17 protein-coding genes are annotated in these 25,463 nt (G+C 58.8%); 7 read left to right on the top strand and 10 right to left on the bottom strand.

What is annotated here, in order from left to right; all coding sequences use genetic code 11:
• Positions 1-398: 398 nt before the first annotated feature.
• Positions 399-893 (bottom strand): SgcJ/EcaC family oxidoreductase, encoded by a 495-nt coding sequence (locus HKN37_04960; protein ID NNE45994.1) that lies wholly within the window; start codon positions 891-893, stop codon positions 399-401.
• Positions 894-1,033: 140 nt separating this feature from the next.
• On the opposite strand from HKN37_04960, the gene HKN37_04955 reads away from it, so the two are divergent.
• Positions 1,034-2,437: an MATE family efflux transporter gene (locus HKN37_04955; protein NNE45993.1), complete on the top strand. Its 1,404-nt coding sequence runs from the start codon at positions 1,034-1,036 to the stop codon at positions 2,435-2,437.
• Positions 2,438-2,470: 33 nt separating this feature from the next.
• Here the strand turns inward: HKN37_04955 and HKN37_04950 are convergent, their stop codons facing one another.
• The 4 genes from HKN37_04950 to HKN37_04935 form a co-directional block, all read right to left on the bottom strand.
• Positions 2,471-3,655, bottom strand: coding sequence for a membrane dipeptidase (locus HKN37_04950; GenBank protein ID NNE45992.1), 1,185 nt, complete (start codon positions 3,653-3,655; stop codon positions 2,471-2,473).
• Between the two features lie 133 nt (positions 3,656-3,788).
• Positions 3,789-4,628, bottom strand: a complete 840-nt coding sequence (locus tag HKN37_04945; protein NNE45991.1) for a phytanoyl-CoA dioxygenase — start codon at positions 4,626-4,628, stop codon at positions 3,789-3,791.
• 78 nt (positions 4,629-4,706) lie between these two features.
• Positions 4,707-5,528: an ABC transporter permease subunit gene (locus HKN37_04940; protein NNE45990.1), complete on the bottom strand. Its 822-nt coding sequence runs from the start codon at positions 5,526-5,528 to the stop codon at positions 4,707-4,709.
• Entirely contained in the window at positions 5,521-6,459 is a 939-nt protein-coding gene (locus HKN37_04935) for an ABC transporter ATP-binding protein (GenBank protein NNE45989.1), read from the bottom strand. The genes HKN37_04940 and HKN37_04935 overlap by 8 nt, the downstream gene beginning before the upstream one ends.
• 172 nt (positions 6,460-6,631) lie before the next feature.
• On the opposite strand from HKN37_04935, the gene HKN37_04930 reads away from it, so the two are divergent.
• The 3 genes from HKN37_04930 (at position 6,632) to HKN37_04920 (ending at position 10,304) form a co-directional block, all read left to right on the top strand.
• Positions 6,632-7,438, top strand: a complete 807-nt coding sequence (locus HKN37_04930) for a hypothetical protein (GenBank protein ID NNE45988.1) — start codon at positions 6,632-6,634, stop codon at positions 7,436-7,438.
• 556 nt (positions 7,439-7,994) lie between these two features.
• Entirely contained in the window at positions 7,995-9,950 is a 1,956-nt protein-coding gene (locus HKN37_04925; protein NNE45987.1) for a hypothetical protein, read from the top strand.
• A 120-nt stretch (positions 9,951-10,070) separates the two neighbouring features.
• Positions 10,071-10,304 (top strand): hypothetical protein, encoded by a 234-nt coding sequence (locus tag HKN37_04920; GenBank protein NNE45986.1) that lies wholly within the window; start codon positions 10,071-10,073, stop codon positions 10,302-10,304.
• A gap of 27 nt (positions 10,305-10,331) precedes the next feature.
• On the opposite strand, the gene HKN37_04915 is transcribed toward HKN37_04920, so the two are convergent.
• Together HKN37_04915 and HKN37_04910 are read right to left on the bottom strand one after the other, a co-directional pair.
• Positions 10,332-11,408, bottom strand: coding sequence for a hypothetical protein (locus tag HKN37_04915; protein ID NNE45985.1), 1,077 nt, complete (start codon positions 11,406-11,408; stop codon positions 10,332-10,334).
• Between the two features lie 246 nt (positions 11,409-11,654).
• On the bottom strand, positions 11,655-12,296 hold the full coding sequence (locus HKN37_04910; GenBank protein ID NNE45984.1) for a DNA-3-methyladenine glycosylase I: 642 nt from the start codon (positions 12,294-12,296) through the stop codon (positions 11,655-11,657).
• 457 nt (positions 12,297-12,753) lie between these two features.
• Here HKN37_04910 and HKN37_04905 point away from each other — a divergent pair, with 457 nt between their 5' ends.
• The 3 genes from HKN37_04905 to HKN37_04895 are packed head-to-tail and all read left to right on the top strand — an operon-like array spanning position 12,754 to position 17,660.
• Positions 12,754-15,075: a beta-glucosidase gene (locus tag HKN37_04905; protein NNE45983.1), complete on the top strand. Its 2,322-nt coding sequence runs from the start codon at positions 12,754-12,756 to the stop codon at positions 15,073-15,075.
• Positions 15,076-15,099: 24 nt separating this feature from the next.
• Positions 15,100-16,527, top strand: coding sequence for an MFS transporter (locus tag HKN37_04900; GenBank protein ID NNE45982.1), 1,428 nt, complete (start codon positions 15,100-15,102; stop codon positions 16,525-16,527).
• Positions 16,524-17,660, top strand: a complete 1,137-nt coding sequence (locus tag HKN37_04895; protein NNE45981.1) for an endo-1,4-beta-xylanase — start codon at positions 16,524-16,526, stop codon at positions 17,658-17,660. The genes HKN37_04900 and HKN37_04895 overlap by 4 nt, the downstream gene beginning before the upstream one ends.
• 141 nt (positions 17,661-17,801) lie before the next feature.
• Here the strand turns inward: HKN37_04895 and HKN37_04890 are convergent, their stop codons facing one another.
• The 3 genes from HKN37_04890 to HKN37_04880 all read right to left on the bottom strand — a co-directional run bounded on the left by HKN37_04890 (position 17,802) and on the right by HKN37_04880 (position 25,293).
• Complete coding sequence (locus tag HKN37_04890; protein NNE45980.1) at positions 17,802-19,064, bottom strand: carbohydrate porin; 1,263 nt, start codon at positions 19,062-19,064, stop codon at positions 17,802-17,804.
• 2 nt (positions 19,065-19,066) lie between these two features.
• On the bottom strand, positions 19,067-20,098 hold the full coding sequence (locus HKN37_04885) for a hypothetical protein (GenBank protein ID NNE45979.1): 1,032 nt from the start codon (positions 20,096-20,098) through the stop codon (positions 19,067-19,069).
• A gap of 446 nt (positions 20,099-20,544) precedes the next feature.
• Positions 20,545-25,293: a PKD domain-containing protein gene (locus tag HKN37_04880; GenBank protein NNE45978.1), complete on the bottom strand. Its 4,749-nt coding sequence runs from the start codon at positions 25,291-25,293 to the stop codon at positions 20,545-20,547.
• Between the last annotated feature and the right edge of the window lie 170 nt (positions 25,294-25,463).

The following is a 25,463-nucleotide window of genomic DNA, read 5'->3' as shown; positions in this document are numbered from 1 at the left end:
AAAGAAAGGCCAGGTGCCCCACCTGTCTCCAGAGCGTCGCGAATGGCCGCTCCGGCCTCTGTTTCTCGCCAAAAAACCTGGTCCATCATCCAATCGAAATGCTCACTGGTTCGCGACCAGCTGTTCCAGTTGCCCATATATCTGCTGAGGACATCGCGAATCTAACGTTCCGGCATTGCGCCGGTCACTGCCTACACGTGCGGCCTTTGGGCGAAAACAGCATGTGAGTTGCAATGAGCCTACGGTACTGATCTTCAGCCGCCACAACCAGGTTTGGATCGAGCGACCTCCGGTCACATTAGTGACCTGGCTCCTGAGGCATACGCCGAACCTGGTTCGAGTCTTCTCTATGAGGAGCTTGTCAATCTCTAGCGCGTCACGCCGGACTGGTGCCTGTCTTACATCTCTGGAACGGGCAGCGGAGTGTCCGAATTGAAGATGTCGACGATCATCAGCCAGGATCCATCAGCCTGCTTTCGCCGAATCTCGATGTACTTGCCGAGGTCTGTCGCGGTGACGTCACCCATGGGGATCGTCAGTGCGGATGTGCCTCGGACGTACGCCAGGTCACCAACGCCCTGAATATCCACCACCTTCAGTTCAACCACGGTCCCGGGCGGGAAACTTGAAAACAGCGCCTTGATCCCCTGTCGGCCTGTGACTGTAGCGCTGTTTGGCGGCAGCACGACCGCATCTTCCGTGTACTGAGCAGCCAGAGCATCCCAGTCCCGTTCGTTGAAAGCCGCCTGAAAGGTTTCTTCCGCAGCGGTTATCGCCGATTTTTCAGCTTCTGTCAGTTCCGCAGGCGGAGGAGGCGCGCACGCTGAGACGAGGAACACAAGGGCAGCCAACGTCGGCAGTCCGGTCACTCGAATTGATTGGATAGCATTCATACTAGCTCGGGTGATGTGAGGTTAAGAATCACAAATTGGTGAAGCGTCTCTTCAATTCCAACGGTAACCCGATATTGCAGCTTCACGGGATCCCGACGAGATCCGGTTGACCTCATATTCGATTGACGGCATCCGACGCTATGGCGGACGCACACGCACATTCGAGCATCTGGAAAGATCTACGCGATTCGATTCGCGGAGTGGAGTTCGACTACACGAAAGGCCGGCTCGGGCGAGCGATCCTGCTGCTGTCGGTCCCGATGATGCTCGAGATGTCGATGGAGTCGGTGTTTGCCGTCGTCGACGTCTTCTTCGTGTTGCGACTCGGTCCAGCGGCTGCCGCGACAGTCGGTCTGACCGAGGCGTTGCTGACGCTGCTGTATGCTCTGGCGATCGGGCTCAGCATGGGAACGACGGCGATGGTCGCTCGACGGATCGGGGAGGGAGATCTGCCGGCCGCCTCGGTCGCGGCCGTTCAGGCCATCGCACTCGGTATCGGAATTGCGGCCGTAGTAGGTGTCCTCGGGGGTGTCTTCGCGGGGGACCTCCTTGATGTGATGGGCGCGACTGAGGAGATCAGGACCGTCGGTACCGGATACACACGTGTCCTATTCATAGGCAACGTGGTCATCTTCCTCCTGTTTCTGATTAATGCGGTGTTTCGAGGCGCAGGTGATGCATCGATGGCCATGCGGTCACTATGGCTCGCAAATCTCATCAATATCATCCTTGACCCGTGTCTGATCTTCGGACTCGGCCCGTTTCCGGAGATGGGGCTTACGGGCGCAGCTGTCGCAACCACAATCGGTAGAGGCACCGCTGTGCTCTACCAGTTCCATGTGCTTGCCCGGAGGAGGTCGCGCGTCAAGATCCTGCCCGAGCAGATGCGGCTTGTATTTCCGGTCATGCGGCGGCTGTTCCGGGTCTCGGCATTCGGAATTTTTCAGTTCCTCGTCTCGACGGCAAGCTGGGTCGTCCTCATTCGACTAGTCTCGAGCTTTGGCGAGGCCGCCATTGCGGGCTACACGTTAGCGATCCGCATACTGATCTTCTTCTTTATGCCGGCGTGGGGAATGTCGAATGCAGCGGCAACGCTGGTGGGTCAGAATCTGGGTGCGGGAAATCCGGCCCGCGCGGAGAAGGCGGTGTGGATGACGGCGTGGTACAACATGGCGTTCCTCGGGACGGTCGGGCTGACGTTTGTTTTCCAGGCACCGTTTTTCATCGGTTTGTTTACGAATGATGCAGAGGTCGCGGCGTATGGGATCGACTGTCTTCGAATCGTCTCCTACGGCTACGTGATCTATGCGCTGGGGATGGTGATGGTGCAGGCGTTCAACGGGGCGGGCGACACCGTTACGCCGACGATCATTAACATCGTTGCGTTCTGGATGGTGGAGATCCCGCTGGCGTACGTACTGGCGAAGTCGCTCGGGTTCGGTCCGCAGGGGGTGTACTATGCGATACTGACTGCCGAAACCTTGATGGCCGTTATTGCAAGTATCGCTTTCCGACGAGGGAAGTGGAAGACGAGCACAATCTAGGACTCCGCCGCAGCCGTCCGCCCGCGACGATTACTAGGACGCCCGGGCGACTCTCTCGGCCTGGCTCCACACGCGCAACAGGTTGGTCCCCAGTATCTTCTCAATATCCTGATTCGAGTACCCGCGCTCCAGCAGCACGGCTACCAGGTTCGGGTAGGTGGATACATCTTCCAACCCGACAGGTAGCCACGAGACGCCGTCGTAGTCCGACCCCAGTCCCACGTGGTCGATTCCGACGAGTGCGACCACATGATCGATGTGGTCGGCCACGTCCCATATGTCCGATAGCACGGCGTTCTCTGCCATGTACGCGACCATCTCTTCGTCATCGAAACTGAGATCGTGCTCACTCGCGTACGCCCAGATCTTGTCGCTGGCCTTCTGGCTATCTTCGCTGATGAACATCGATCCAAAGTTGATCATGATGACGCCGCCGTTGTCACCCAGTGCACGGATCATGTCGTCACTCATATTGCGCTCCCACCCGGGCGTGAAGTGGCGAGCGGATGAATGAGAGGCGATGACCGGCGCTGTCGTGACGGCCAGCACATCGTAGAACGCGCTGTCTGTCACATGCGATATGTCGACCATGATTCCGAGCTGGTTCATCTCTCGGACCACATCGATACCGAAGTCACTGAGCCCGTTCCAGGTTCGAACGGAATCGTACGACGAGTCGCTGATCAGGTTGACCTTCGAATGCGCGAGGGTTACGTATCGGATTCCGCGCTCGTGGAAGTGCTTCACGTTCGCCAGATCGTCTTCGAACCCGGCTCCGTTCTCCATACCCATGGGAAGCGAAACGAGACCTTTTGTGTGATTCTCACGAACGTCGGCAACAGAGTATGCCAGGGCGAACTTGTCCGGGGCTGATGCCACAAAGCCCTCGACCATGTCGATCAATGAATCCGCCAGTGCCTTCGACGCGCCGGGTTGTTGTTGGCGCTCCGCAGGGACATAGATCGACATGAACGGTGCGTCGAGGCCGCCTGCCTTTGCCCGGGGATGGTCGAAGTGACCTTCGGTCGTCTGGCTGATGTCCTCGCGGGTTCTCCAGTTTCGGTAGGGAACGTCGATGTGTCCGTCAGCAATGATCACGTCCTGCGTCAGCAGGGTAGCGCGTTGTAGCAGTTCCGGGTCGATTGCCCGCTCCGCAGGAGGCTGCGTGCAGGCGATCGCGCCTGCGAGGAGGATGAGCAGGCAGGCGGACGTTCGCATCGAAAGAATCATGGCGGTCTTCAACAGGGTTATGTGACTGAGATGAACTTCAAGATAGTCAAAACCGGTTCGAGGCCATTGGCGTCCATTGATGGTGGATGCTACCAATCGGCTGCTTCAGCCTGCGAGCCGATCAGTCCGTCTGGTAGATCACAGGGTTCAGCGGTGAATCGATGATCCTTCCGACCTCGGCGCCCGGGCACCAGACGTCGCGGTCCAGGACCTGGTGCTCGTGCTCGGGCTCCTTCAACCGCATGTCCCTGTCCATGTAGATCACGGTCATCGCTTTTCTCGGGACACCCGTTGTGTTGGGGCCTGCTCTATGGTACAACCATCCCGCGTGGAAGCTGATTTCGCCTGCGTCGAACGGCTCCACGACATGGTCGAACGACTCATCAGATAGCAGTTTCTGTAACGTCGATTCACTTTCGTCGCTGATCTTCAGCTCTCGGCCGGCCGCCAACTGATGACTGCCTACGCTGAATTCAAGCGGTCCCATCTCCAGCGGCGTCGCCTGAAGAGGAATCCACGCGGTGGTGCAGTGGTTCGTCGCCAGGGGCCAGTAGTACTGGTCGGCATGCCACGGCGTAATCCCTCCGCCGGGCTCTTTGTAAAGTGCTTGATCGTGATAGAGCCGTACGCCGTCTACGCCCATCAACTCGGCGGCGATGCGACCAAGTCGTCGGCTGAAGACAAGCTGCCTCACGACATCACTCTTCGTCCACAGGTTGGCGACCTGGATGAACGCGCGACCGTATGTGTCTCGCGTTTCCAGCGGCCCCTTGTCTTTCTTCAGTTCCATCACGGTGCTCGTGATGGCGTCACCGAAGTAGTCGAGCACTTCCGGCGAAAACACATCCTTGAGCTTGATGAAGGCGTGCTTACGATAGAATGCTACCTGATCGGGCGCAATGGAATAGGGGCTATCCAGCGCCGAGAGATCGATCCCGGTGTCGAAGGGATTCGTGCGCATGTGATGTGCCTGGTTGGAATCTGATACAAGTCACAAGTCAAACGTCGTCGATGACGATGTCTACACCTGCCGCTACCGCTACATTCTCGTAGCGACGATCGTCCGCCGGAACGATCGTGCCCCGAGATACACGAGCCCTCCACCCACGGCCCAGAATGCGAGGCCGAGCAGAAAAACGACCCATACCTGGAAGAATAGAAGACCCTTCGCCTGGCCTACGATCAGAAACACAATCGGAAGCACGACGAGTGAGCCGAGCTGGTATGCCGCCTGAAACGTTCCTGCCCTGGCGGATACGAGCACGGTTGTGCCGAGTGCAAGCATTGCTACGGCGGGTGCGAGCCAGAAGACCAGTACGAGCCACATGGTCGTCGGAAAGAACAGGCGCTGCATGATCGGCCACGCCGCAGCGTTCGCAACAACGCAGTAGATGAGGAACGACCCCACCCCGAGGACGATAGCCGGTACGCACGCGGACAGCACCTTCGCCAGGAACAGGTGAAGATCGGTCAGCGGCGTATAGAGCAACGCTTCGAGTGTCCGCCGCTCTTTCTCACCGGCAAAACTGTCGGCCGCCACGACGACCGCAACGACACACGGAATCAGCAGGAACAGCGGCGCCATGATGTAGACCAGCGACACGTAGACGAACTGCTGCTCCACGGTGAGACCGGCGAGAGCGGACCGCGCCGGGGCGGGCAGATTTTCAAGCAGCATTCTGATGTCCACATCCGCCCGCAGGGCCGGATCCGATGCATATTGTGCAAGGATCGCCAACAGGATCGGCAGCACGATCAGCACCATGAGCGGGACAAGGAGCATGGGCAGCGCCACAGATTTTGTGCGCAGCACGACCATGAGGTCCTTCCTGATTATGGCTCGCGTGGCGCGGCTATTCATGAACATCATCCAGATACATGGACAGATAAACGTCGCGCAGGGTTCGTTGGTGCGGAACGATGCCGTAGATTCGCAGACCCAGTTCGCGTGTCAGATTCACGAGCTCGGGGATCGCCTCGCGGCTCTCGACCTTCACCGTGAGCCGGTCGGCTTCCGTTGTCTCGAGGAGCTCTGCTTTTCCATGAAGCAGTCGACGCGCTTCACCTGTGTCGAGGGGGTCGAGCAGGATGTCGACCGGCACGGAGCCGTTGTGCTGATTGGTGAGTTCCTCCGGCGTGCCGATGAGTCGAAGTCGGCCTCCCTCAAGCACACCTACGCGGTCGCACAGTTCCTGTGCCTCGACGAGGTTGTGAGTGCAAAGAAACACGGTCCGGTCCGGCGCATCGCCCCAGAGTTGGATCATCTCGCGAACCTCATAAGCAGCCACGGGGTCCAGCCCGGATGTCGGCTCGTCGAGGTACAAGAGCAGCGGGTCGTTCAGGATGGTCCGGGCGAGGGCCAGCCGTTGTTTCATGCCCTTGCTGTAGCCGTGAACCCGGTCCGCGGCCCGGTCTGCGAGCCCGAACGCCTCGAGCAACTGGTCGATTCGTTCGGGCGCCGTCCCTTTCGGCACGTCATAGAGTTCGGCGAAGATTTCCAGGTTCTCCCGACCCGTCAGGCGCTCGTCGAGCGCATGCGTTTCGGTAAGGACGCCGGTTCGCCGCCGTAACTCGGAGCCATCCGCAAGTGGATCCAGCCCCATCACGCTTACATGACCCTCCGTCGGAGCCAGAATGCCATTCAGGATTCTGATGGTGGTGGTTTTGCCCGCGCCATTGTGACCGAGCAGCCCGAAGACTTCACCCTGCTCGATGTTCAGCGTCAGGTCGTCTACGGCCTTGACATGGCCAAATCGACGACTGAGGTTTCGTATTTGTACGACAGAAGACATACTTGCTGTTTACAATTCAGCAGGGACACGAATAGCGACGTTAGCGAATCGGACTCCGCGTTCGGGCGGCTGCAATCAACGGGCGGTGGGTGACAAGGTCAAGGAGTCGGCAACCTCACCGGGGCACTCTCGTAACAGATTCCTCAAGCATCCCACTTCTTGAAGCGATCGCATGACCAGCCATTCCGACGACGAAAGGCTCTACTCTGAAGAAGAGATCGCGTCCATTCTGCGTCGAAGCGCGAAACTTCAGACGGAGACCGACACATCCGGGACGACAGGTCTTACGCTTCGCGAGCTCAAGCACATAGCCAGCGAAGTAGGCATTGATCCGGCTCATGTCGACAAAGCCTCGTTCGATCTTGAGCACGGTGTTGCGGAACGGGACGACTCGGTGGCGTCCTTATTGTTGCCTCTCACGTCCGACGAAACGCATCTTGTGCGAGGTGAGATCGACCCGGATCGGTGGGAGGACGTTGTGGGTGAGATCCGGTCGCTGTTCGGTCAATTCGGCACCGTCGGACAGGTTGGAAACCAACTGAGCTGGGGCCACACGGGGTTTCCGGATCCCGAGAAACAGGTGACGGTTACGTCCAGAAAAGGCCGTACGAAAGTCAGCGCGCGCTCGGATTACTCAAATTGGCTCGCTTTTTTCTTTCCAAGCATTGCCGCGTCCACAGCAATTGTTGCGGCCCTGATGATCGAGGCGGTGGCGGCGAGTGGTGGTGTTGTGTCGCTCGCGATTGGCCTGTGGCTGATCCTGTACTACCTCGTAATGCGAGGAATACTGGCAAACGTCAACCGCAAAGAGATTCGCCGTGCGGCAAAACTCACTGAAAGTATTGAGCAATTCGTTCTGGATCCTGAGCGCGAACCTCCGGTGGAGGAGGGTCGGGGTCGTATGAACGAGGCACTGCTCGACGCTGAGAAGGACGTGTCGATCTCGACACGACCCGTTCGCGGGCGGACTCGGACTTAGGTCGTGCCCATCGTTCTTGGTGTAGCGAAAAATGGCGGCGACGTCGCGTTCTGAGGACCTCGGGATTACCGCAGCTGCTTCGCGCTCAAGCGCACACACAGCTTGTCATCATGTGGTGTCAGGCGGCCGGCCGGGCGGGCCAGCAACCATCACGGACGTCTCGAAACTGGGCGCTGCTTTGCATTCAGGCGGAGACACTACAACTCGTCGTCACGAGGAGGCCATCGGCCGACGTTGTGATCCGGAACGCAAAGGAACGCCGGATGGTGTGGAATTCCCGCGGATTGCTCGCGGACCTGCAATCGGAACCGCGGCCACAATGCCCTTGGCCGCCCGATGGTCCGACGTTATCCATGGGCCGTATGAGTGCTCGCATGTTCCTCGGACTTGTTATCATTACCAAGGTGTGGGCGTCCTATTGAGTTGCCGACTGCCGGGCCGAAATTGCAGCCTGGCATCGACGAGATGCAAAGCAGGTCGAACCTGCTGCTGGATTCGCATGCTAACGAGCCCGTCGCTTCCTATCGCACGATGATTCTACATTTCAGGTAGATCGATGTCAGGCCGAATTCGAAGACGCTTTCGCTTCTTCCTGGAGCACTGGATCCAGCGGGGCGCACTTCACCAGTTGCTTCTGATGATGACGCTGGTGGTACTCGTGGCCCTTCTGGGCGGGCTTCTGGCGTTCATTGCTACAAACGTCTTCGGCGGCTTTGGCGAAGCAGCCTGGTGGGCCTTTCTCCGCCTCACGGATCCCGGGTATCTGGGGGACGATGAAGGCACGGTACTCAGGTCGATTTCGACGGCCGTCACGGTCGCCGGCTACGTGCTTTTCATGGGGTCCCTGATCGCGATCATGACGGCGTGGCTGAACAAGGAGATACGAAATCTGGAGAGCGGGCTCACACCGATCTCGATTCAGGATCATTTCCTCATCCTGGGTTGGACGAATCGCACGCCGTCCATCCTGCGCGAACTGGTATTATCGGAAGGCAGGGTTCGTCGATATCTTCGACGGCGAGGCGTGCGCCGACTGAAGATCGTGATTCTCGCGGACGAAGTCGGCAGTGGTCTACGTCAGGAGATTCTGAACGTGCTTGGTGGACGCGTCGGGAGGGTATCTCTCGTCCTGCGATCCGGTTCGTCGATGCGGATCGAGCATCTTCAACGAGTCGACTTCGCCCGTGCGAGTGCCATCATCATTCCCGGAGCTGACTTCGAGCTTGGTGGTCCGGAAGCCACCGACACGCGCGTTGTCAAGACGCTGATGTCGATATCACGACACGGGGTCGACGAGATACCGGGTGAAACGTTGCCCGCCGTGGTCGCCGAGATCTTCGACGCACAGAAGGTGCCGATTGCAATGCAGGTGTACGACGGCCCGATCAATATCATCGCGGGTGATGCATTCATCAGCAGGCTCATAGCGCAGACTGTTCGCCACCGCGGCCTCTCACACGTCTATGGCGAACTACTGTCGCATGAACACGGAAACGAGGTGTATGTCCGCTACGTCGAGGAGTTTGATGGTCTGTGCTTTGCAGATGTCATAGAGTGCTTTTCCGAAGCCGTGGTGCTGGGGGTGGTTCGACCCGAAGGACGAGGCTTCGAGCCGATTCTCAATCCTCCGGCAAACTTCGCAATCGAGAAGGATGACAGCATCGTACTCATTGCGGACTCGTACGAGCGAACGCTGCCCGATTCGATCTCGAGATCATCACCGATGTCGGCCGAACATGCGAGTCGTACGCCGGCATCGATTGAACTTCAGCCACTACGGCGACTGCTCGTACTTGGCTGGAGTCACAAGGTCAGTGCTCTGCTGCACGAGCTCGTCGGTTATCCAAACGAGCGGTTTGCACTGGAGATCTTTTCGCTCGTTGATATCGCACGGCGCGAGCAGGAGTTGAATCATCTGGACATACCTCCGGACCGCGTACTGGTCACGCACACCTTAGGCGACTACACGCGTCCGTCTGATCTACAGCGCATTGACTGGGACTCGTATGACAACGTCGTATTCCTGGGCAGTGACTGGCTGGATTCGTCGGTCGAGACGGATGCGCGTACGATCCTCGGGTATTCGGCGGTTCGTGCGACGCTCGGCAAAGACGATGGCCGAACCGACATCCTTGTCGAACTCATCGATTCCGAAAACGCGCATCTTTTTGCTCGACGCCCGGGTGAGGTCATCATCAGTCCTGTGATCCTCAGCCATATGCTGGCTCACGCAGCACTCCGTCGCGAACTGACCTCGGTTTTCAATGAGCTGTTCGGGCCAGGAGGAGCGGAGATCTTCTTCCGACCTGCCGCCGATTTCGGGCTTGACGGACGCACGATCTCCTTCCGCGAGATTCGTAAGTCGGCGTTTGAGCACGGCGAGATCGCGTTGGGTGTAAGAATCGACATAGAAGAAGAGGGTGTCGGAGCGGGGGTTTTATTGAACCCGGCACCTGGTGAAACCTGGACGCTCAGGAAGCAGGACGAGATCCTCGTACTCACCCACTATTAACCCGGGTCGTGTAGGCCCGTGAATTCGCACAGCTCACGTCCTCCAAGCGGAACATCGTCTAGGATGCAGACTTCGATGCGCCGTTCGGGGAAGCGGTCATCTTGAGTGAATGAGGTCAATATGAGACTATTCATCTGGTGCGGGAATCGATGCACAATAGCAGCGGTAGTTGCTGCTGCGTTAGTGGTCTTCGGGACGTTGTCGGTTCGAGCACAGACACCGACTCCTGAGAGTGCAGCGCCGAGTCTGCCGCTGCAGGTACCGGATGACGAATGGCAGCCGCTTCGCGAAGGTCTGGATGCTCAGCTACAGTCGGCGCTGGAGGCAAGATTACAGGGCGCAAGGGGTGCGTGAAAAACTCCTTCCGGCAATCGGCGAACGCTAGTCGAAATGCACATTCGCAACCGGAAGCCACCTGAGGCCGCGCCGATTGTTTCCGGCGAAGTTGAGCAGGCCGATCTGTACGCCGTGAAGGGAACGCGCATAGTTGAGGATCCCGATCGTAAGGCCGTGAACATCGCCGCGCATGTGATTGAACGCGCTGATTGAAAAGCCTCGCATCACCCCGTCCGGTTCGAGGCGGGCGTACCCGGGAGCGAGCAGAATTCCCGTCACGAACTGACCTCCGACGGCCGGGGCGATAAGCACTCCCCGCACGGTCGGCGCTCCCGCTCCCACGCCGGAAATTGCCAACCCCGCCAGGGTACTTCCTGCACCCGCACCGATTCCACCGACGAACAATCCCGTGGCATCGCGGCCCGCGCCGACGCCAAGACCTCCAATCGCTACCCCCTTGAAGTCCTGCCCCGCGCCGGCTCCGAGACCGGCAAATACGATGCCCACAAGATCGCGGCCTGCTCCGGCGCCGAGTCCGGCGAACACCACGCCGACAAGGTCACGCCCTGCTCCGGCCCCGAGTCCGCCGACAACGAGCCCTTCGAGATCTTCTCCGGCACCTGCTCCCAGACCGCCGAACATCAGCCCACGAGCGTTCCGGCCGGCACCGGCGCCAAGCCCTCCGAACACGATCCCGGCAAGATCCTCACCGGCACCTGCTCCGAGGCCACCAAAGAACACACCCGTCATCTTGCGACCGGCGCCCACTCCAAGTCCCCCGATGCCAATCCCGGTGATTGACTCTTCCGCCTCGATGCCGAGAGTCCCAAATGAGAGTCCCTGGATTCTATTCGCGCCCGACATCAGGATGCCCACCGAGGCTCCCGATACGGTTCCGCTCACGGGTTTGTGGGGCTTCCAGATGGTCACGTTGACGCCATTGACAAACTCGAGTCCGCGATCACGGAAATTGATGCGCACGCCGTTCGTACGCGGCGTATTGCCAATGCTCAACCCACTCTCACGCGTGCCCAGTGTGTAACCCTGAGCAAGTACAGGCGAACCCATGGTGGCGAACAGGATCCCGGCGATCAGCAACGACAGTGGCGTGGACTTCGTCATGATATGCTTCCTCCTCACTGGTACTCAGAGCCTAGACGTTGGTACGGCTGACAGGTTACATGAAGAGTGGCTGCAGATGGCCAGAACACGAATACGTCGTGCAGAGTGTCTATCACGGCGGGATAGTCTCTACCGTCGTACAGTCCGCGGCAGGAGAGCCGTCGACACATCGGTCTTTGGATTCAGAAAGAAATCTGGCTCAGTCGCGACTTCCTCGGGTCACTCGTTTTTGGCGGCGCCCATCGCTTAGCCCGGTCGCACAAACAAAGCCCGAGCGTCCTCGGCCTTTGCGCGGCAGTAACACACGTCTTGATGGTCGTTGACGAGGCCCATCGCCTGCATGAATGCGTAGGCCGTCGTCGGCCCAAAGAACTTCCAGCCATGCTTCTTCAGGTCTTTCGACAAGGCAGTCGAAGCACGTGTCTTCGAAAGCCTGGAGAGCTCCTCCCATGTCATTCTCAGAGGTCGTTCTGACGGGTCAGGCTCGAACTTCCACACGTACGCCGCTAGGGATCCGTATCGCGCCACAATCTCTTGAGTGACGCGGGCGTTGTTGATGGTCGCCTCGATCTTGCCCCCGTGGCGAACGATACCCGCATTGCCGAGAAGGCGTTCGACATCCTTCGATCCGAACTCGGCGACCCGGTGAAAATCGAATCCCATGAATGCGTCTCGAAACGACTCGCGTTTATTCAGAATGGTTCGCCAGCTCAGCCCCGACTGGAACGACTCTAGCGACATCTTCTCGAACAGGCGAATATCATCGGCGACGGGGTAGCCCCACTCATTGTCGTGGTAGGGAAGGAACTCCGGTGCGGACTGGCTCCACCAGCATCGAGAAACGCCGTCGGGGCCTTTGAGTATCCGCGCGTTATTGTCAGCTGCCACCGTGTTGGTCTCCGAACCATCGTAACAGGAAGCGAGGCCCTGGCGCCAGCGACACGCTGGCGGTGGTCTCGACCGCGATGCTCTCTATCGGCAATATCCGAAACTTCTCCGCCTGGTCGCAAGGTGAACATCACTCCGGGGAATGGTGATATCGGACTTGCCCCGCCGCGAGATTGCGCTGCCCAGGCGTCAATCGGCACGAATTCACACATCTGCCTTCCACAGACTTGACGATCCATGCGGTATCCATTGTCCTGAGACCTCCCTTCGAAAAGACACCGGGGAAGTCGAAGATTCCGGTAACAGCGTCGGGCTTTCGGACACTCGTTCGTATCCTCGTAGCCGTTGCGAGGCGCTGTCTCGCAAGTGTGTTGCGCACGGAATAGTCGAGTCAGAGACCACGACGAAGCTCGTGATCCAGTAACCAAGTAATCCTTGCAAGATCGACAGCGAACGAATGAAACAGTCGCCTCCTGAGAATCGAGCCCACGACTCGTCCGACGTGCCCTACCTGAATCCAGAGCTGTCAGTCGCCGCGCGTGTCAAGGATCTCCTCTCGCGAATGACGCTCGAGGAGAAGGCCGCACAGATGATGGGTATCTGGAATGAGAAGGCGGACATGCTTGTCGATACTGACGGACACTTCGATCGGAAGAAAGCTGAGGAGGCCTTTCGATCTGGCTACGGTCTTGGTCAAGTGGGTCGCCCGAGCGATGCCGGTGGCGGCCTCAGTGCGCGCGAAACGGCCGAACTCACCAACGCGATCCAGAAGTTCTTCGTGGAGAACAGTCGACTTGGCATCCCGGTGATCTTTCACGAAGAATGCCTGCACGGCCAGGCGGCGGTCGACGGCACGAGCTTTCCTCAGCCCATCGCTCTCGGGGCGACGTTCAATCCGGAGCTCGTAGAGTCGCTGTACACGATGACGGCCGAGGAGTCGGCCGCACGTGGAGCGCATCAGGCGTTGACACCGGTGGTCGATGTTGCTCGCGACCCACGGTGGGGCAGGGTAGAGGAGACCTTCGGCGAAGATCCCTACCTCATTTCGCGCATGGGTATCGCTGCTGTGCGCGGCTTTCAGGGCGATGCGACATTCAAAGACAAGAAGCGGGTCATCGCAACTCTCAAGCACTTCGCGGCACATGGTCAACCTGAATCGGGCATGAACTGTGCACCGGTCAATGTTTCGGAGCGCGAGCTTCGCGAGACCTTTCTGTTTCCGTTTCGGGCCGCCATCGATGAGGGTGGAGCGATCAGCCTGATGGCGTCCTACAACGAGATTGACGGTGTCCCGTCGCACGCCAACCGCTGGCTCCTGCGAGATGTCCTGCGAAAGGAGTGGGGTTTCGACGGTTTCATCGTATCCGACTACTACGCCCTGTGGGAGCTGCACGATCGGCCCGACACGCACGGACACTTTGTGGCCGGCGACAAAAAAGAGGCATGCAAACTTGGCGTCAGAGCCGGTGTGAACATCGAGTTGCCCGAACCCGACTGCTATCTTCATCTCGCTGAACTCGTTCATGAGAGCTCGATCGATGAATCCGAACTGGATGAACTCGTTGCTCCGATGCTCCAGTGGAAATTCAGGATGGGTCTGTTCGACGACCCATATGTGGATGTCGACGTCGCCGAGCGCATCGTCGGTTCGGATGCCCATCGAAAGCTCGCTCTGCAGGGAGCCCGGGAGTCAGTTACACTGCTGAAGAACGACGGTAACGTGCTCCCGTTCGAACTCGGCAGCATCCAGTCGATCGCGGTAATCGGGCCCAATGCAAACCGGAGTCTGCTTGGCGGCTACAGCGGGGTTCCGAAGCACGACGTAACCGTACTGGACGGAATCAAAGCGAAAGTCGGTGACGGAATCGACGTGTTGCACAGCGAGGGCTGCAAGATCACCGTCGGTGGGACGTGGAATGAAGATGACGTCGTTCGCAGCAGTCTCGAAGAAGACCGCCGCTTGATCGCGGAGGCCGTCGCCGTTGCTCGGAAGGCAGACGCCATTGTGCTTGCCCTCGGGGGCAACGAGCAGACGTCGCGCGAAGCGTGGTCGCGCAGCCACATGGGGGACAGGACGAATCTGAATCTGATCGGCCTGCAGGACGAACTAGCCGATGCGATGCTCGAAACAGGGAAACCGGTCGTGGTGCTCCTGTTCAACGGCCGGCCCCTCTCGATTACGGAGCTGAGCCAGAAGGCCCCCGCCATCATCGAATGCTGGTATCTGGGACAGGAAACCGGGCATGCGGTTGCGGATGTTCTGTTCGGAGACCACAACCCGGGAGGCAAATTGCCCATTTCGTTCCCTCGATCCGTCGGGCACCTGCCCGTGTTCTATAATCACAAGCCGTCGGCACGACGCGGTTATCTGTTCGATGACGTGTCGCCGTTGTATGCGTTCGGCTACGGATTGAGCTATACCACGTTCACGATCTCGGACGTCAGACTCAAGGATGGCACGATACCACGCGACGGCTCAACGCAGGTGTACGCCGATGTGACGAACACGGGCGATCGCGAAGGCAGCGAAGTCGTGCAGATGTATGTGCGGGATCTGGTGAGCTCGGTGACGCGGCCCATCAAGGAATTGAAGGGATTCAAGCGGGTGTTGGTGAAGCCGCGTCAAACCGTCACCGTCGCACTCGACATCACGCCGGATCGGCTCGCGTTCCACAACATCGACATGAAATACGTCGTGGAGCCCGGGGATTTCGAAATCATGGTCGGTAGCTCGTCTCGGAACGAAGACCTCACGAAGGTGACCCTGAAAGTCGTCTAGTCGCTCTCGCACAACCAACAGCACATGAGTCACTTTCATCAGAAGCTTTCGATCAGGGAGAAGGTCGGCTATGGCCTGGGCGATACCGCGGCCAACTTCATCTTCCAGACGATCCTTGTATTCCAGCTTGCCTTCTACACCGATACGTTCGGCATCAGTGCAGCCGCTGCCGGAACCCTCTTTCTGATCGTACGCATTTCGGACGCCTTCACGGACCCGTTGATGGGCATCATTGCGGACCGCACGAAGACGAAGTGGGGCAGATTCCGGCCGTGGATTCTCTGGAGTGCCGTGCCGTTCGGCGTTCTCGCCTTTCTCACGTTCTCGACTCCCGATTTCGGTCCGACAGGCAAGCTCATCTATGCGTACATCACATACACGCTGTTGATGGCCGTATACACCGTCAACAATCTGCCGTACTCCGCGCTCAGCGGCGTGATGACGGGAGACATGGGTGAACGCACAAGCCTGTCGTCCTACCGGTTCGTTTTTGCGATGCTGGCGGCGTTCGCCATCCAGGGTCTCGCGCTGCCGATGGTTAACTACTTCGGTCAGGGAAACGACGCGCAGGGCTACAAGATCACGATGGGAATCTTCGCATTCCTTGCGGTCATCTTCTTCATCATCACGTTCTTCTCAACGAAGGAGCGCATCCTTCCTGATCCCGCACAGAAGACCTCGATCAAACAGGATCTGCTGGACCTGACAAAGAACGGGCCCTGGATCGCGATCTTCTTCCTGACCCTGTTCACTTTCATCACGTTGGCGCTGCGAGGCGGCGTGATGCTGTATTACTTCCGATACTATCTGGATCTGGGTCAAGGATTGGATCTCAGCATATTCGGAATGGTCCGGCAGCTTAACGTCGACGAGGTGTTCAGTCTGTTCAACGTATGCGGGCTGACGGCTACGGTGATCGGCATCGTGTTTTCAAAGGCGTTCGCCGTACGCTTCGGCAAGCGGAACGTGTTCATCGCCGGCCTGGCCGGGACCATCGTACTCACGGCGGTTTTGATCTTCTTTCCGGCCGATGCCATCATGGGCATATTCACCCTCGAGTTCATCCGACAACTTGCGTATGGCGTTACCGTCCCGCTGTTGTGGGCGATGATGGCCGATGTTGCCGACTACTCGGAGTGGAAAAACCACAGACGCGCGACCGGAATCGTCTTTTCGGCCGTTGTGTTCGGTCTCAAGGCCGGGCTAGGCTTTGGTGGTGCGATCGGCGGTTGGCTGCTGGCTCTGTACGGCTACGTGCCCAACGCAGCTCAGACAGCCGAATCGCTCTGGGGAATCCGGATGACAGCCAGCGTCTACCCTGCCATCACGTTTCTCATCGGAATCATTTGCCTGTTTTTCTATAAGATCGATCTTCCATTTGAGTTGAAGATTGCGGACGAGTTGGCGGAACGCAGGCACGAGTTCAACAATCCTCAAGAAGCGACATCATGAAACGTCAGCCATGTCATCGAGATCAACTGTTGTCCGTTCTGCTTCTGATTGGGCTGACCCTCTCGGCGTGCACGGCTCCGGAGTCTCCGGAAGCCACGCTGAAGTCGGCCTTTGCAGAGAGTTTTATGGTCGGGGCGGCTCTGAACGAGGCGCAGTTCTCTGGACAGGCCGTCGACGAAGCCGCGATCGTCATGAAGCACTTCAACACGATCACGCCCGAGAACACCCTGAAGTGGGAGTCGGTACATCCGGAGCCCGATTCGTTCAACTTCGGTCCGGCAGACGCGTACGTCTCGTTCGGTGAGGAGAACGGGATGTTCATCGTCGGGCATGCGCTCGTGTGGCACCACCAGACTCCGCAGTGGGTCTTTCAGGACGAGAACGGTGAAGACGTCGATCGTGAGACGCTCTTGAACACCATGCAAAATCACATCCTGACGGTCGTGGGACGTTACAAAGGGCGGATCGACGGTTGGGACGTGGTCAACGAGGCGCTCAACGACGACGGCACGCTAAGAGAGACGGCCTGGCTGCGTATCATCGGTGACGACTATATCGCGAAGGCGTTCGAGTATGCCCGCGAAGCAGATCCCGACGTTCAACTCTACTACAACGACTACTCGTTGCCGGATCGTCCAAAGCGCGACGGCACAGTCGCCTTGATCACGAATCTGCAGGAGAGGGGAATTGACGTGGCCGGTGTCGGATTGCAGGGACACTACAAGCTTACGTCGCCCGGTGTTGCGCAGCTCGATTCGTCGATCGCAGCTTTTGCCGCGATGGGCGTGGATGTGATGATCACGGAGCTGGACATCGACGTGCTACCGGCGGCATGGGAGCATCGAGGAGCCGATCTGTCGCTTGACGTAGAGCTTCACGATGCGTTGAATCCGTACACCGAGGCACTTCCGGACTCCATGCAGCACGTACTTGCAACACGTTATGCCGAGTTGTTTGGTGTCTTCCAGAAGAATGCGGACGTGGTGACGCGTGTAACGTTCTGGGGAGTTACCGATCAAGCCTCCTGGCTGAACAGCTGGCCTGTCGAGGGTCGCACCAGTTACCCGCTGCTGTTCGACCGCAGCAACAATCCGAAGCACGCGTATGATATGGTGATAGCGGTGGCGGGCTGACAATCACGACCGTCGCGACGGTGGGGGTTTGGCCGTCCCAAGTCTACGGATCTGGGATACGGTAGGTGCCCGGAAGGTCAGGGTCATTCACTGCGATTCATCTACCATCAATGCTTGATCGCGAGGGCAGTCAGATTGTGACTACGGTATTATCTGCAGCCGCACTGCGGGCACCAGCGCGTTGGAGACGGCCGGGTTCGTGCCCGGATTGATGACGTGTTGCAGATCGGCCTGGACAGAAAGCCATGACGTAACACTCGCCAGGTAGGTGGCCTCGATCACCGTTTCGGTTCGATCGAGCTCTCCGAATACTACCTGAGACTCGAGATACGGATCGCCATTCCTTGCACTCGCCACCGCCAATCCTGCCTGGTCGTGATCGCGCCCCGGCAACAGACCTGTGTAGACCAGGCCCAGTCCCGCGTAAGACGCAAAACGATTGATCCGGTCGTTCGCGATTCCGTATCGGCCGAAAGCCGACAGACCCTGCGCCGCATCACCGGGCTCACGCAGTACGTTCCATTCGGCCAGCGCATACACTCCGCGATTATCCGTGGATGGAGCCGTAAGGGCGAGGATGCGAGGATCGCGCAGCTCGACAAATTTGCCCGTGTATTTCCAGGCCCCAATCGCAAAACGGGCATCGAAGAACTCAACGTCGGTCCGGCTCACTAGCCGAAACCTCGATGGTTCCGTCTTCCATTCGTCGTCGCCACCCAGCAGCAGGACCACCTCACCCGCCATCAGTATTCCGTCATCATCACCGAACTTGATGTGAGTGCCGGTTGGCTTCTCCGGATCTCCCGGAACGCCATCCAGAATCGCGGCCTTGAAAATCAGCCGGTTGCTGATAGAGCCTCTGGCCCGAATCGCCAGCGACGTGACAGGGAAGATGGACGGGCCATTCATTCCGCTCTGACTGAAGTCGGGCCCGATGCCGTGCGAACTGTTCATGAACAGGGAGCCGGTCCATATGACGTCGAATTCGGTATTCACGTCGTAAAGTCCGGCCAGAATCGACACACGATCTCCCGGCAGCACCTGCTCGATCCATGCCTCGTACAGCCGCCAGCTCGTCGGAGCTTCGATGTTACTGACGCCCTGTGCGTCACCCGCAATCTCGGAGATGCTTCCTCCCTGGTTTCCAAGACCATACAGGAAGATGGTCGCCCCCGGCCACCCGACTAGAGGGTCCGTCTCAAGCGTAAGCGCCAGGTCGATGTTGTCGAGGTATCGAACGCCCTGGTCCACTCCGCCCGCCACATTGGCCGCCAGGTCAGCCGTATAGACGACCTCCAGTCCTACGCCGTCGTCCAGGCTCTGGGCACTCGCAGTACGAGCGCAGCCGGCCAGTACGAAGAGCACGAGAGCGAGTCGACTCGATTTCGTGAGGGTTCTGGTCATGCCTAGAAGGCGACCTGGAAGTTCAGCAGGATCTGCTGGTCGCCGACCTGGGAGCCGTCGTGCACCGGGATTAGATAATTGACCTGAAACTCGAAAGCCTGCGACGGCCAGAAGTTGTAGCCGAGGACGATGAAGTCCGAGCTGCCGCCGATCGTATCGAGATCGAATGAGTCAAAGCGACCCAGGATCTGATGACGATCCGGATCGAGCATGTAACCCACGGTGGCCTGATAGCCGAACGGTTGCCGGCTAATGCCTGCCACCGGATCGAGATCGGCATAGATGGCCTCGGCGCTGACGAGCAGGCGCTCCATTGTCCAGCGGAAGTCGCCGCCGAAAAGCAGCCGATCTCCACTGAAGCCTCCGCTGTTGTCCTCGCTGAAGGCGAGGTTCGCACCGATCTCGAGCGATCCGTTGGAGACGTTGGGCCGGGTTGTCACGCGGGCCGTGTACATCAGACGATTATTGTCGTTGCCGGAGAGAGTTCGGCCGTTCCCGTTGAAGACGCCGACATTGTATCCGAACATGCCGTCCGATGTGCCGCCCCTGAGCCCGACACCCACCTGACGGCCGGGCGCAAGCGTGCTGACGGTCTGGGATCGGTTGACAAAATCGATGGACGGGGCGCCGATCAAGAACTCCGCACTGAACGGAGCCTTGAAAAGGCCGGCGTCGACTGAAAGATGCTCGGCGATCTTGTATGAAAGGCGAGCGTCCAGCAGGGCGGGGCTTCGGGCGAAGTCCGTCTGCACAAAATATCCCAGACCGAAATCGAGGTCACCGCTGACCTTCAGACGGGAAGTCGCGATGCTGAAGCCGTTGTTGCCGGGAAGTCCGTTACGATCCCACACGAGATCGCCGACGGTCTGTACGACGACGCCGATGTTGAAGTAGTCGCTCTTCACCGCCTGGCGCAGTCGATCGAAGGCCGGTTCGTCGCCTTCCGAAGTCTGTGCGAGGGCGGAGTACGACATTGAGTCGATGACGAGGCACAACAACCCGGCAAGGCGGGCTAGGGGAGCAAATCGCTTCATATTGAAAATCGCGGATGCGGCGTGAGTGTCAGTGTTGAAACCGCGCGTCTTAAGTCCTTCGTGAGCCGATGTTTCGCTCGATTGAGGAAATCACACGCAATTGGGTAGGGCGAGCGTTTGGCCACGTCCACATAGCCGTTGAGTGCATGTTTGCTCTGACAACTCCACTTCCGCCACCTCACCACGACTCTTGACCGGAACGTGAGTCTTCGCAGGAGTGCCAGCCTCGCGCAAGGGCTACACGTATTCGTCAGCGACTAAACAGCGCTGGAGGCGGAGTTCATTTGCGGTGTCCCACGAAACCGGGGAAGAACGGTCTGCAAGGCGCGACCACTTTGATATGGCCGCAGGTCCCGAAATGCGATGGGATTTGACGTCAGGCTGGTGCGCGGTCTCCGGTGGCGAACACTCCAGAACACCGCGCACCCAGGTCGGCAACTTCTCAACTACTGCTCGTGAGCTCCCATGTCGTACGATCCGCCTTGCGGCCGTGACGTTCCGTCGAAATCGATCACCGGCACGCCCGGATATATGTTTGATCCGGCACCTGCGTTGATAGCCGGACTTCCGGCCTCGAGCTCAAGCAGATTGTTCACGAACAGCGGCGGCGGATTCTCCGGATCCGACGGTTCGAACAAGTCGTTGGTACCGGTCGACGTTAGTCCGCCCTCGTATTCGGTGTCGTATCCGAAGAAGAGGTTGTAGTCACTATCCACGGTCGTTCCTGCCGGAAGTGACATCGCCGTGCCACCGACTCCCTGCAAGATGTTGTTCACGAATGTGACCGGTAGCGGTCCCGTGAATCCGGTGTTTCTGAGAGTAAACCGAAGCGCCGGTTTTCCCGCCGTCGTGAGAGCACTCGTTCTAACGGAGTTATTGTAGAACTCCACCGACTCAAACAGATCCGCATTCTGCACATCGATGATGGCGTCGCCGCTTCCGACACCAGCGTTCTCCATAATGTTGTTCTGGACTGTGATGCTGGCAGGTGCCCCCGTGGTCAAGTGATTGATCCGCAAGAGAAGATCCCTGTTCGGCTGTGCCAGATCGATGCGGTTACGAGCGACGAGGAACGTGCCGTCGGATATTCCCAGAAAAAATGCGCCGCTGATTGTATTCTCCGTAATCGTCGCGTCGCCACTGCTGGACATAATGATGCTTCGAGGGTTTTCTACGCCGGCGAGAGTATTGCGCGCCAGACTTAGATTCCCGTATCGCTCGATCCTGACACCAGCGTCCATGACTATCTCGTTGTCCTCGATCACGACAGTCTCGCACCCCTTCGTCGTCAGTCCGTGGAACGTGCTAGACCGGACGGTCATGGACTGTGAGTCACTCCGACACTGCACCTCTACGTGGCCGTCCGTGTCGACCAAGCCCGCGGTTTCAACGTCCTCAATCAGCGCGGAGGCTCCGGACCCGGAGAGACTAAAGTCCAGCTTCCCTCCCCCAGTCACCGTTATCCGACGGACCGTCGCGTCTCGAACGGTGCCTCCAACAACAAAGCCCCCGGTTGAACCAGGCCTCGGTGCTCCGAATGCAAAGTCAAGGTCTTCCAGTGTGACCGATGGAACTGGATCTTGGAACGATACAGGATCGATGAACGCGAACGCACCTGACGTGCGAACCGAGAGCGACCTTATGGTTGCGTCCCCACCGATGGTCATGATCACGCCCCGATCCGTGTCGGCCACGATCGTGGCCTGACCTCCCGATTCACCCTCGACAGTGACCCCCGAGCTCGTCATCGGTGCCCTTGCACGGGGCTGATGATTACCAGAGCACAGCGTGACCGTACCGCCGTCGCTTACCGCCGCTAGCGCTGCTGGCAGTGAGGTGGCGTTCGATCCTGCACACGCTTGATCGCCCTCCACCTTGATGGATGCGGATCCGGTGACTCGCGTGACCTCCACCTCAAAGGAGCCGAGTTGGTTGGAGTTACTCCAGAGTCCGGCGGCCACCTGAGCGCTCGCGTCAACACGAATGGCCATACTTGGACCGAATTCACCACCAAAGAAGTCGTAGTTGCCATCTTCCGAAACCTCGAACGCCGCCAGGTCGACAAGACCAAGTGAAAGATTCGATACAAAGTCGGGGTCAGATGAACGGCTCACGATTTCTAGTCCGTCGCCCGTCACCGCGGGAAACGAGTAGAGCAGCCGTTGACCATATACGTCGAACTGACCCACCGTACTCACACTACCATTTGGATCGAGCGTAAGTGGAATGATCTCCGGCTCGGAGTACCCAAATTCATAGGTGCCCGATATGGGCGCGCTGCGCGACGCGGTGATGGCGATGAAATAGGGCGGTTCGAGATTCAGTTGAGAGTATTTCCATCCCAGGATATCCGGACTGGCCTGAATCAGTCGACTGTTCGCTGGATACAGTCCGTACGGGCTTGCACTCAGCCCGGACGGTACCTCTGGTGACTCCTCGACGGTAACTATGTCCTGGGGATTTGCGTCTATAGACACCAGCATCATATCCCGCGAACCGATCGTGACAGAGTGATTGGCACCCCTGTCCCAGTGTGTCGTTGGCTGAGTAATTCGAATGGCGTAGGGTCCTGACCCGACGCTCCGAATGACGACCAGATACTCCTCGTCCGTCGGAATGACGGTAAGAGCAATCGTCTCTCTCCGTTCCAGGATGCACTGACCGTCAAATGTGCAGATATCGATTTGCATACGTGCCCCGGTCGGGGACTCGTGATACACTCCCAGCACACTTCCTGCAGCGACCCGAATTGGGAAGGCGTCGGCTGCGTCACGATCCAGTGACTCGCTGGGGTCCCTGAAGGGTAGGCTCAGCGGGTCTCCAAGCGGCTTGACAGAAATGATGTATCGTCCAACCGCGAAGCTGGCGCCGGCAACGCGCAGAGTATACGTTCCGTCTTCCGTCAACTCGGCGACCCGCATCTGCCGGTTGCTCCGGCCAAAGCCACTTCCCACCAGCGTGGTTCCCGACGGGTCAAGAAGCGTGAAGGACGCGTCTAGTATTCCGATTGCCGAGATGAAGATTCGCTGTCCGGCCGTTGCATCGAACGTGTACTCGTCGATTTCGTCGGGTACCGAAATCTCGGCATCGATGTCGGCGGGAATGGCGATCTGCTGACTGTCTCCGCCACCCTCGGTTCGGGTCAACCGAATCACGGTCTCGGACACGTTGTCCGACGGATCAACCACCGACACCCCCCGCCAGATTTCGCCATTGTCCAGCAGTGCGATGCCGGAGACAGGGGTCGTCCGGTCCGCCGGGAAGATGAGGTCCCAGCCGGCGGCTTCGACAAATTCACGGACCTCGTACAGCGTTCCGTCATTCGGATCAACCTGATCGACTCTGTCGTTGCTGGCAACCCAACAATCGATCGGGCGTAGGGGGTCGTCGGCTTCGCATCGGATAGTTCGGAGGATCGTACCCTCGTCCACAAAGTCGTCGCAGTTCCACCATGAAAAGTGGGACACTACGGCACGAAGCGCATGTCCGGTAGGCGAGCTCACAGACTCTACGACCGTGCCTTCGCCCTCCTGCACCCAGCGGCCCAGCTTCTCGTCCATCGACCAGAGTGGGATCGTCTGTCCCACAGTTGCGCCCGCGGTGTAAATCGGAATCTCAATGGTGGCAACCTTGCCAGGTGCCAGCTGCAGCTCCTGGCCATTCTGCTCAAAGACATACTCGCTTACACCGTATGTCAGGAGAAGGACTTCGTTTCCGTCTGGCTGGAGTCCTTCGAACACTCCTGGAAACGCTTCGATCTCTCCCGACCTCACCACGTTCAGTGGTGTGAGGTTGGCGGTCACGGGACCTGTCGCGGGCGTTCCGTCAGCCCGCACGAGGCCATCCACGGGCATCACGATTCGCACTCCGTCTCGCGCGAATCTGTCAAATCCGTCTTCGGCGTCCGGGATCTCGAACACAGACAGTCGCGGCCTCATCACGGCTTCTACTCTTGTGGGATTCGTTGCCGTAACCGGGATGTCCACGCGCGCGAACTGATCCGTGAAACCGGCCTTCGCAAAACTCAGACGAACAGGAATACCCACGGCGAGGTTTGTAAACGACGCCTTCCCAAACGCGTCGGTCGTAGCAGTACGCACCGGATCTTCGGACCGTACCGTGACGCCCTGGATCGGCGCACCGTCGGGCTCGCTAACGAAGGCCTCTAGAACCCCGTCCGTCCGGACCGCTGCACTTCCCTGCGCGATGGAAACAGTCTTCGAGACCGAAGCTGTCGCGCCGAAGGGGCTCCGGACCGTTAGCGTGGCCGTGTAGTTGGTTGCCCTTCCGTAGACATGGGCGATTGCGGAATTGCCGCCATGGATTCCGTCACCGAAATCCCAGATATACGTTAGTGTTTCGCCAGGTGCGCCGGCGGACGTGGATGCATCAAAAAGCGTCGGTTCACCGGCCTTGAGAGTTCCCGAAAACTCGAAACTGGCTGTCGGTATGGGAGCCGCGTCGAGTTCGAAATCGACCGTGTTCGTTTGCCCGTCCGTCAGTGTCACTGACGACTCAACGCCGACAAACCCATCCTTCGCGACCACGAACTCCGCGTCTGCAGCGGTCTTCCCCTGCCATCTGTCCAGGGCTGCGGCGTCCGCATTCGGCCCGAGCTCATGAGCAAGATCGACCTTGATCGGTCCGGACCCGACGACTATGAGACTGCGGGCCATCGACACATCCTTCCCGACTCGGACGCGGTAGAAGTATATGCCTGCTGACAATCCGGCGTCGGAGTCCACGCGACGACCCAGGACGTCGAACATCTCGAATCTCGCGTCTGACCTGTCACCACCCGGAGTCCCGTACCGAAGCCGGAGCGTGCCACTTCCAGCTGGAAACGGGTTTGGGTATGCTGGCTCGACCCAATACTCGTCCCGCAGCGTTGCCTCAGCGTCCTCAATCGCGACGGGCGTCGTCGCATTCAGGACGTACTGGCCAAGGTCGTTGGTAAGTACTAGCGTCGATCTCGGAGTCCCGTTGACAAGACGTGTGATCGTGACGCTTGTACGAGCGAGCGGGCTACTCGACGAGGACTCGGTCACCGTTCCGCGAACACTTATGTCACCGGTCTGAGCCCGCGACGGGATGGTAAGTGCGATCAGGAGGATGAGGTACGAAGCAGCTCGCGCGAGTGTCCGTGTCATCGGGTAAAGCGTGTGAAGCGGGCTGTCGAAATAGCATCGTGTCATTTGAGAGGCCGTAGAAGTCTGGAGTTGTTGAGCGCTGAGAGGGGTCGTCCTGCATGCCCGACTGCCATCCCGGCGAAGACACCGTGGGGTCGTCGGAGAGCAGGATTACCATGGCAAGAATTGGCAATGAAGTAGTCTGTTCTGCCAGTGTGAAGGGCGACACTCATGGC

The sequence above is a fragment of the Rhodothermales bacterium genome (assembly GCA_013002345.1).
GTDB lineage: Bacteria > Bacteroidota > Rhodothermia > Rhodothermales > JABDKH01 > JABDKH01.
This window is presented reverse-complemented; position numbering and strand designations above follow the sequence as displayed.

Bases quoted from the DNA above. Each gene is read 5' to 3' on its own strand.
- HKN37_04960 (NNE45994.1), bottom strand. From the start codon at position 893: ATGAATGCTATCCAATCAATTCGAGTGACCGGACTGCCGACGTTGGCT.
- HKN37_04955 (NNE45993.1), top strand. From the start codon at position 1,034: ATGGCGGACGCACACGCACATTCGAGCATCTGGAAAGATCTACGCGAT.
- HKN37_04950 (NNE45992.1), bottom strand. From the start codon at position 3,655: ATGCGAACGTCCGCCTGCCTGCTCATCCTCCTCGCAGGCGCGATCGCC.
- HKN37_04945 (NNE45991.1), bottom strand. From the start codon at position 4,628: ATGCGCACGAATCCCTTCGACACCGGGATCGATCTCTCGGCGCTGGAT.
- HKN37_04940 (NNE45990.1), bottom strand. From the start codon at position 5,528: ATGAATAGCCGCGCCACGCGAGCCATAATCAGGAAGGACCTCATGGTC.
- HKN37_04935 (NNE45989.1), bottom strand. From the start codon at position 6,459: ATGTCTTCTGTCGTACAAATACGAAACCTCAGTCGTCGATTTGGCCAT.
- HKN37_04930 (NNE45988.1), top strand. From the start codon at position 6,632: ATGACCAGCCATTCCGACGACGAAAGGCTCTACTCTGAAGAAGAGATC.
- HKN37_04925 (NNE45987.1), top strand. From the start codon at position 7,995: ATGTCAGGCCGAATTCGAAGACGCTTTCGCTTCTTCCTGGAGCACTGG.
- HKN37_04920 (NNE45986.1), top strand. From the start codon at position 10,071: ATGAGACTATTCATCTGGTGCGGGAATCGATGCACAATAGCAGCGGTA.
- HKN37_04915 (NNE45985.1), bottom strand. From the start codon at position 11,408: ATGACGAAGTCCACGCCACTGTCGTTGCTGATCGCCGGGATCCTGTTC.
- HKN37_04905 (NNE45983.1), top strand. From the start codon at position 12,754: ATGAAACAGTCGCCTCCTGAGAATCGAGCCCACGACTCGTCCGACGTG.
- HKN37_04900 (NNE45982.1), top strand. From the start codon at position 15,100: ATGAGTCACTTTCATCAGAAGCTTTCGATCAGGGAGAAGGTCGGCTAT.
- HKN37_04895 (NNE45981.1), top strand. From the start codon at position 16,524: ATGAAACGTCAGCCATGTCATCGAGATCAACTGTTGTCCGTTCTGCTT.
- HKN37_04890 (NNE45980.1), bottom strand. From the start codon at position 19,064: ATGACCAGAACCCTCACGAAATCGAGTCGACTCGCTCTCGTGCTCTTC.
- HKN37_04885 (NNE45979.1), bottom strand. From the start codon at position 20,098: ATGAAGCGATTTGCTCCCCTAGCCCGCCTTGCCGGGTTGTTGTGCCTC.
- HKN37_04880 (NNE45978.1), bottom strand. From the start codon at position 25,293: ATGACACGATGCTATTTCGACAGCCCGCTTCACACGCTTTACCCGATG.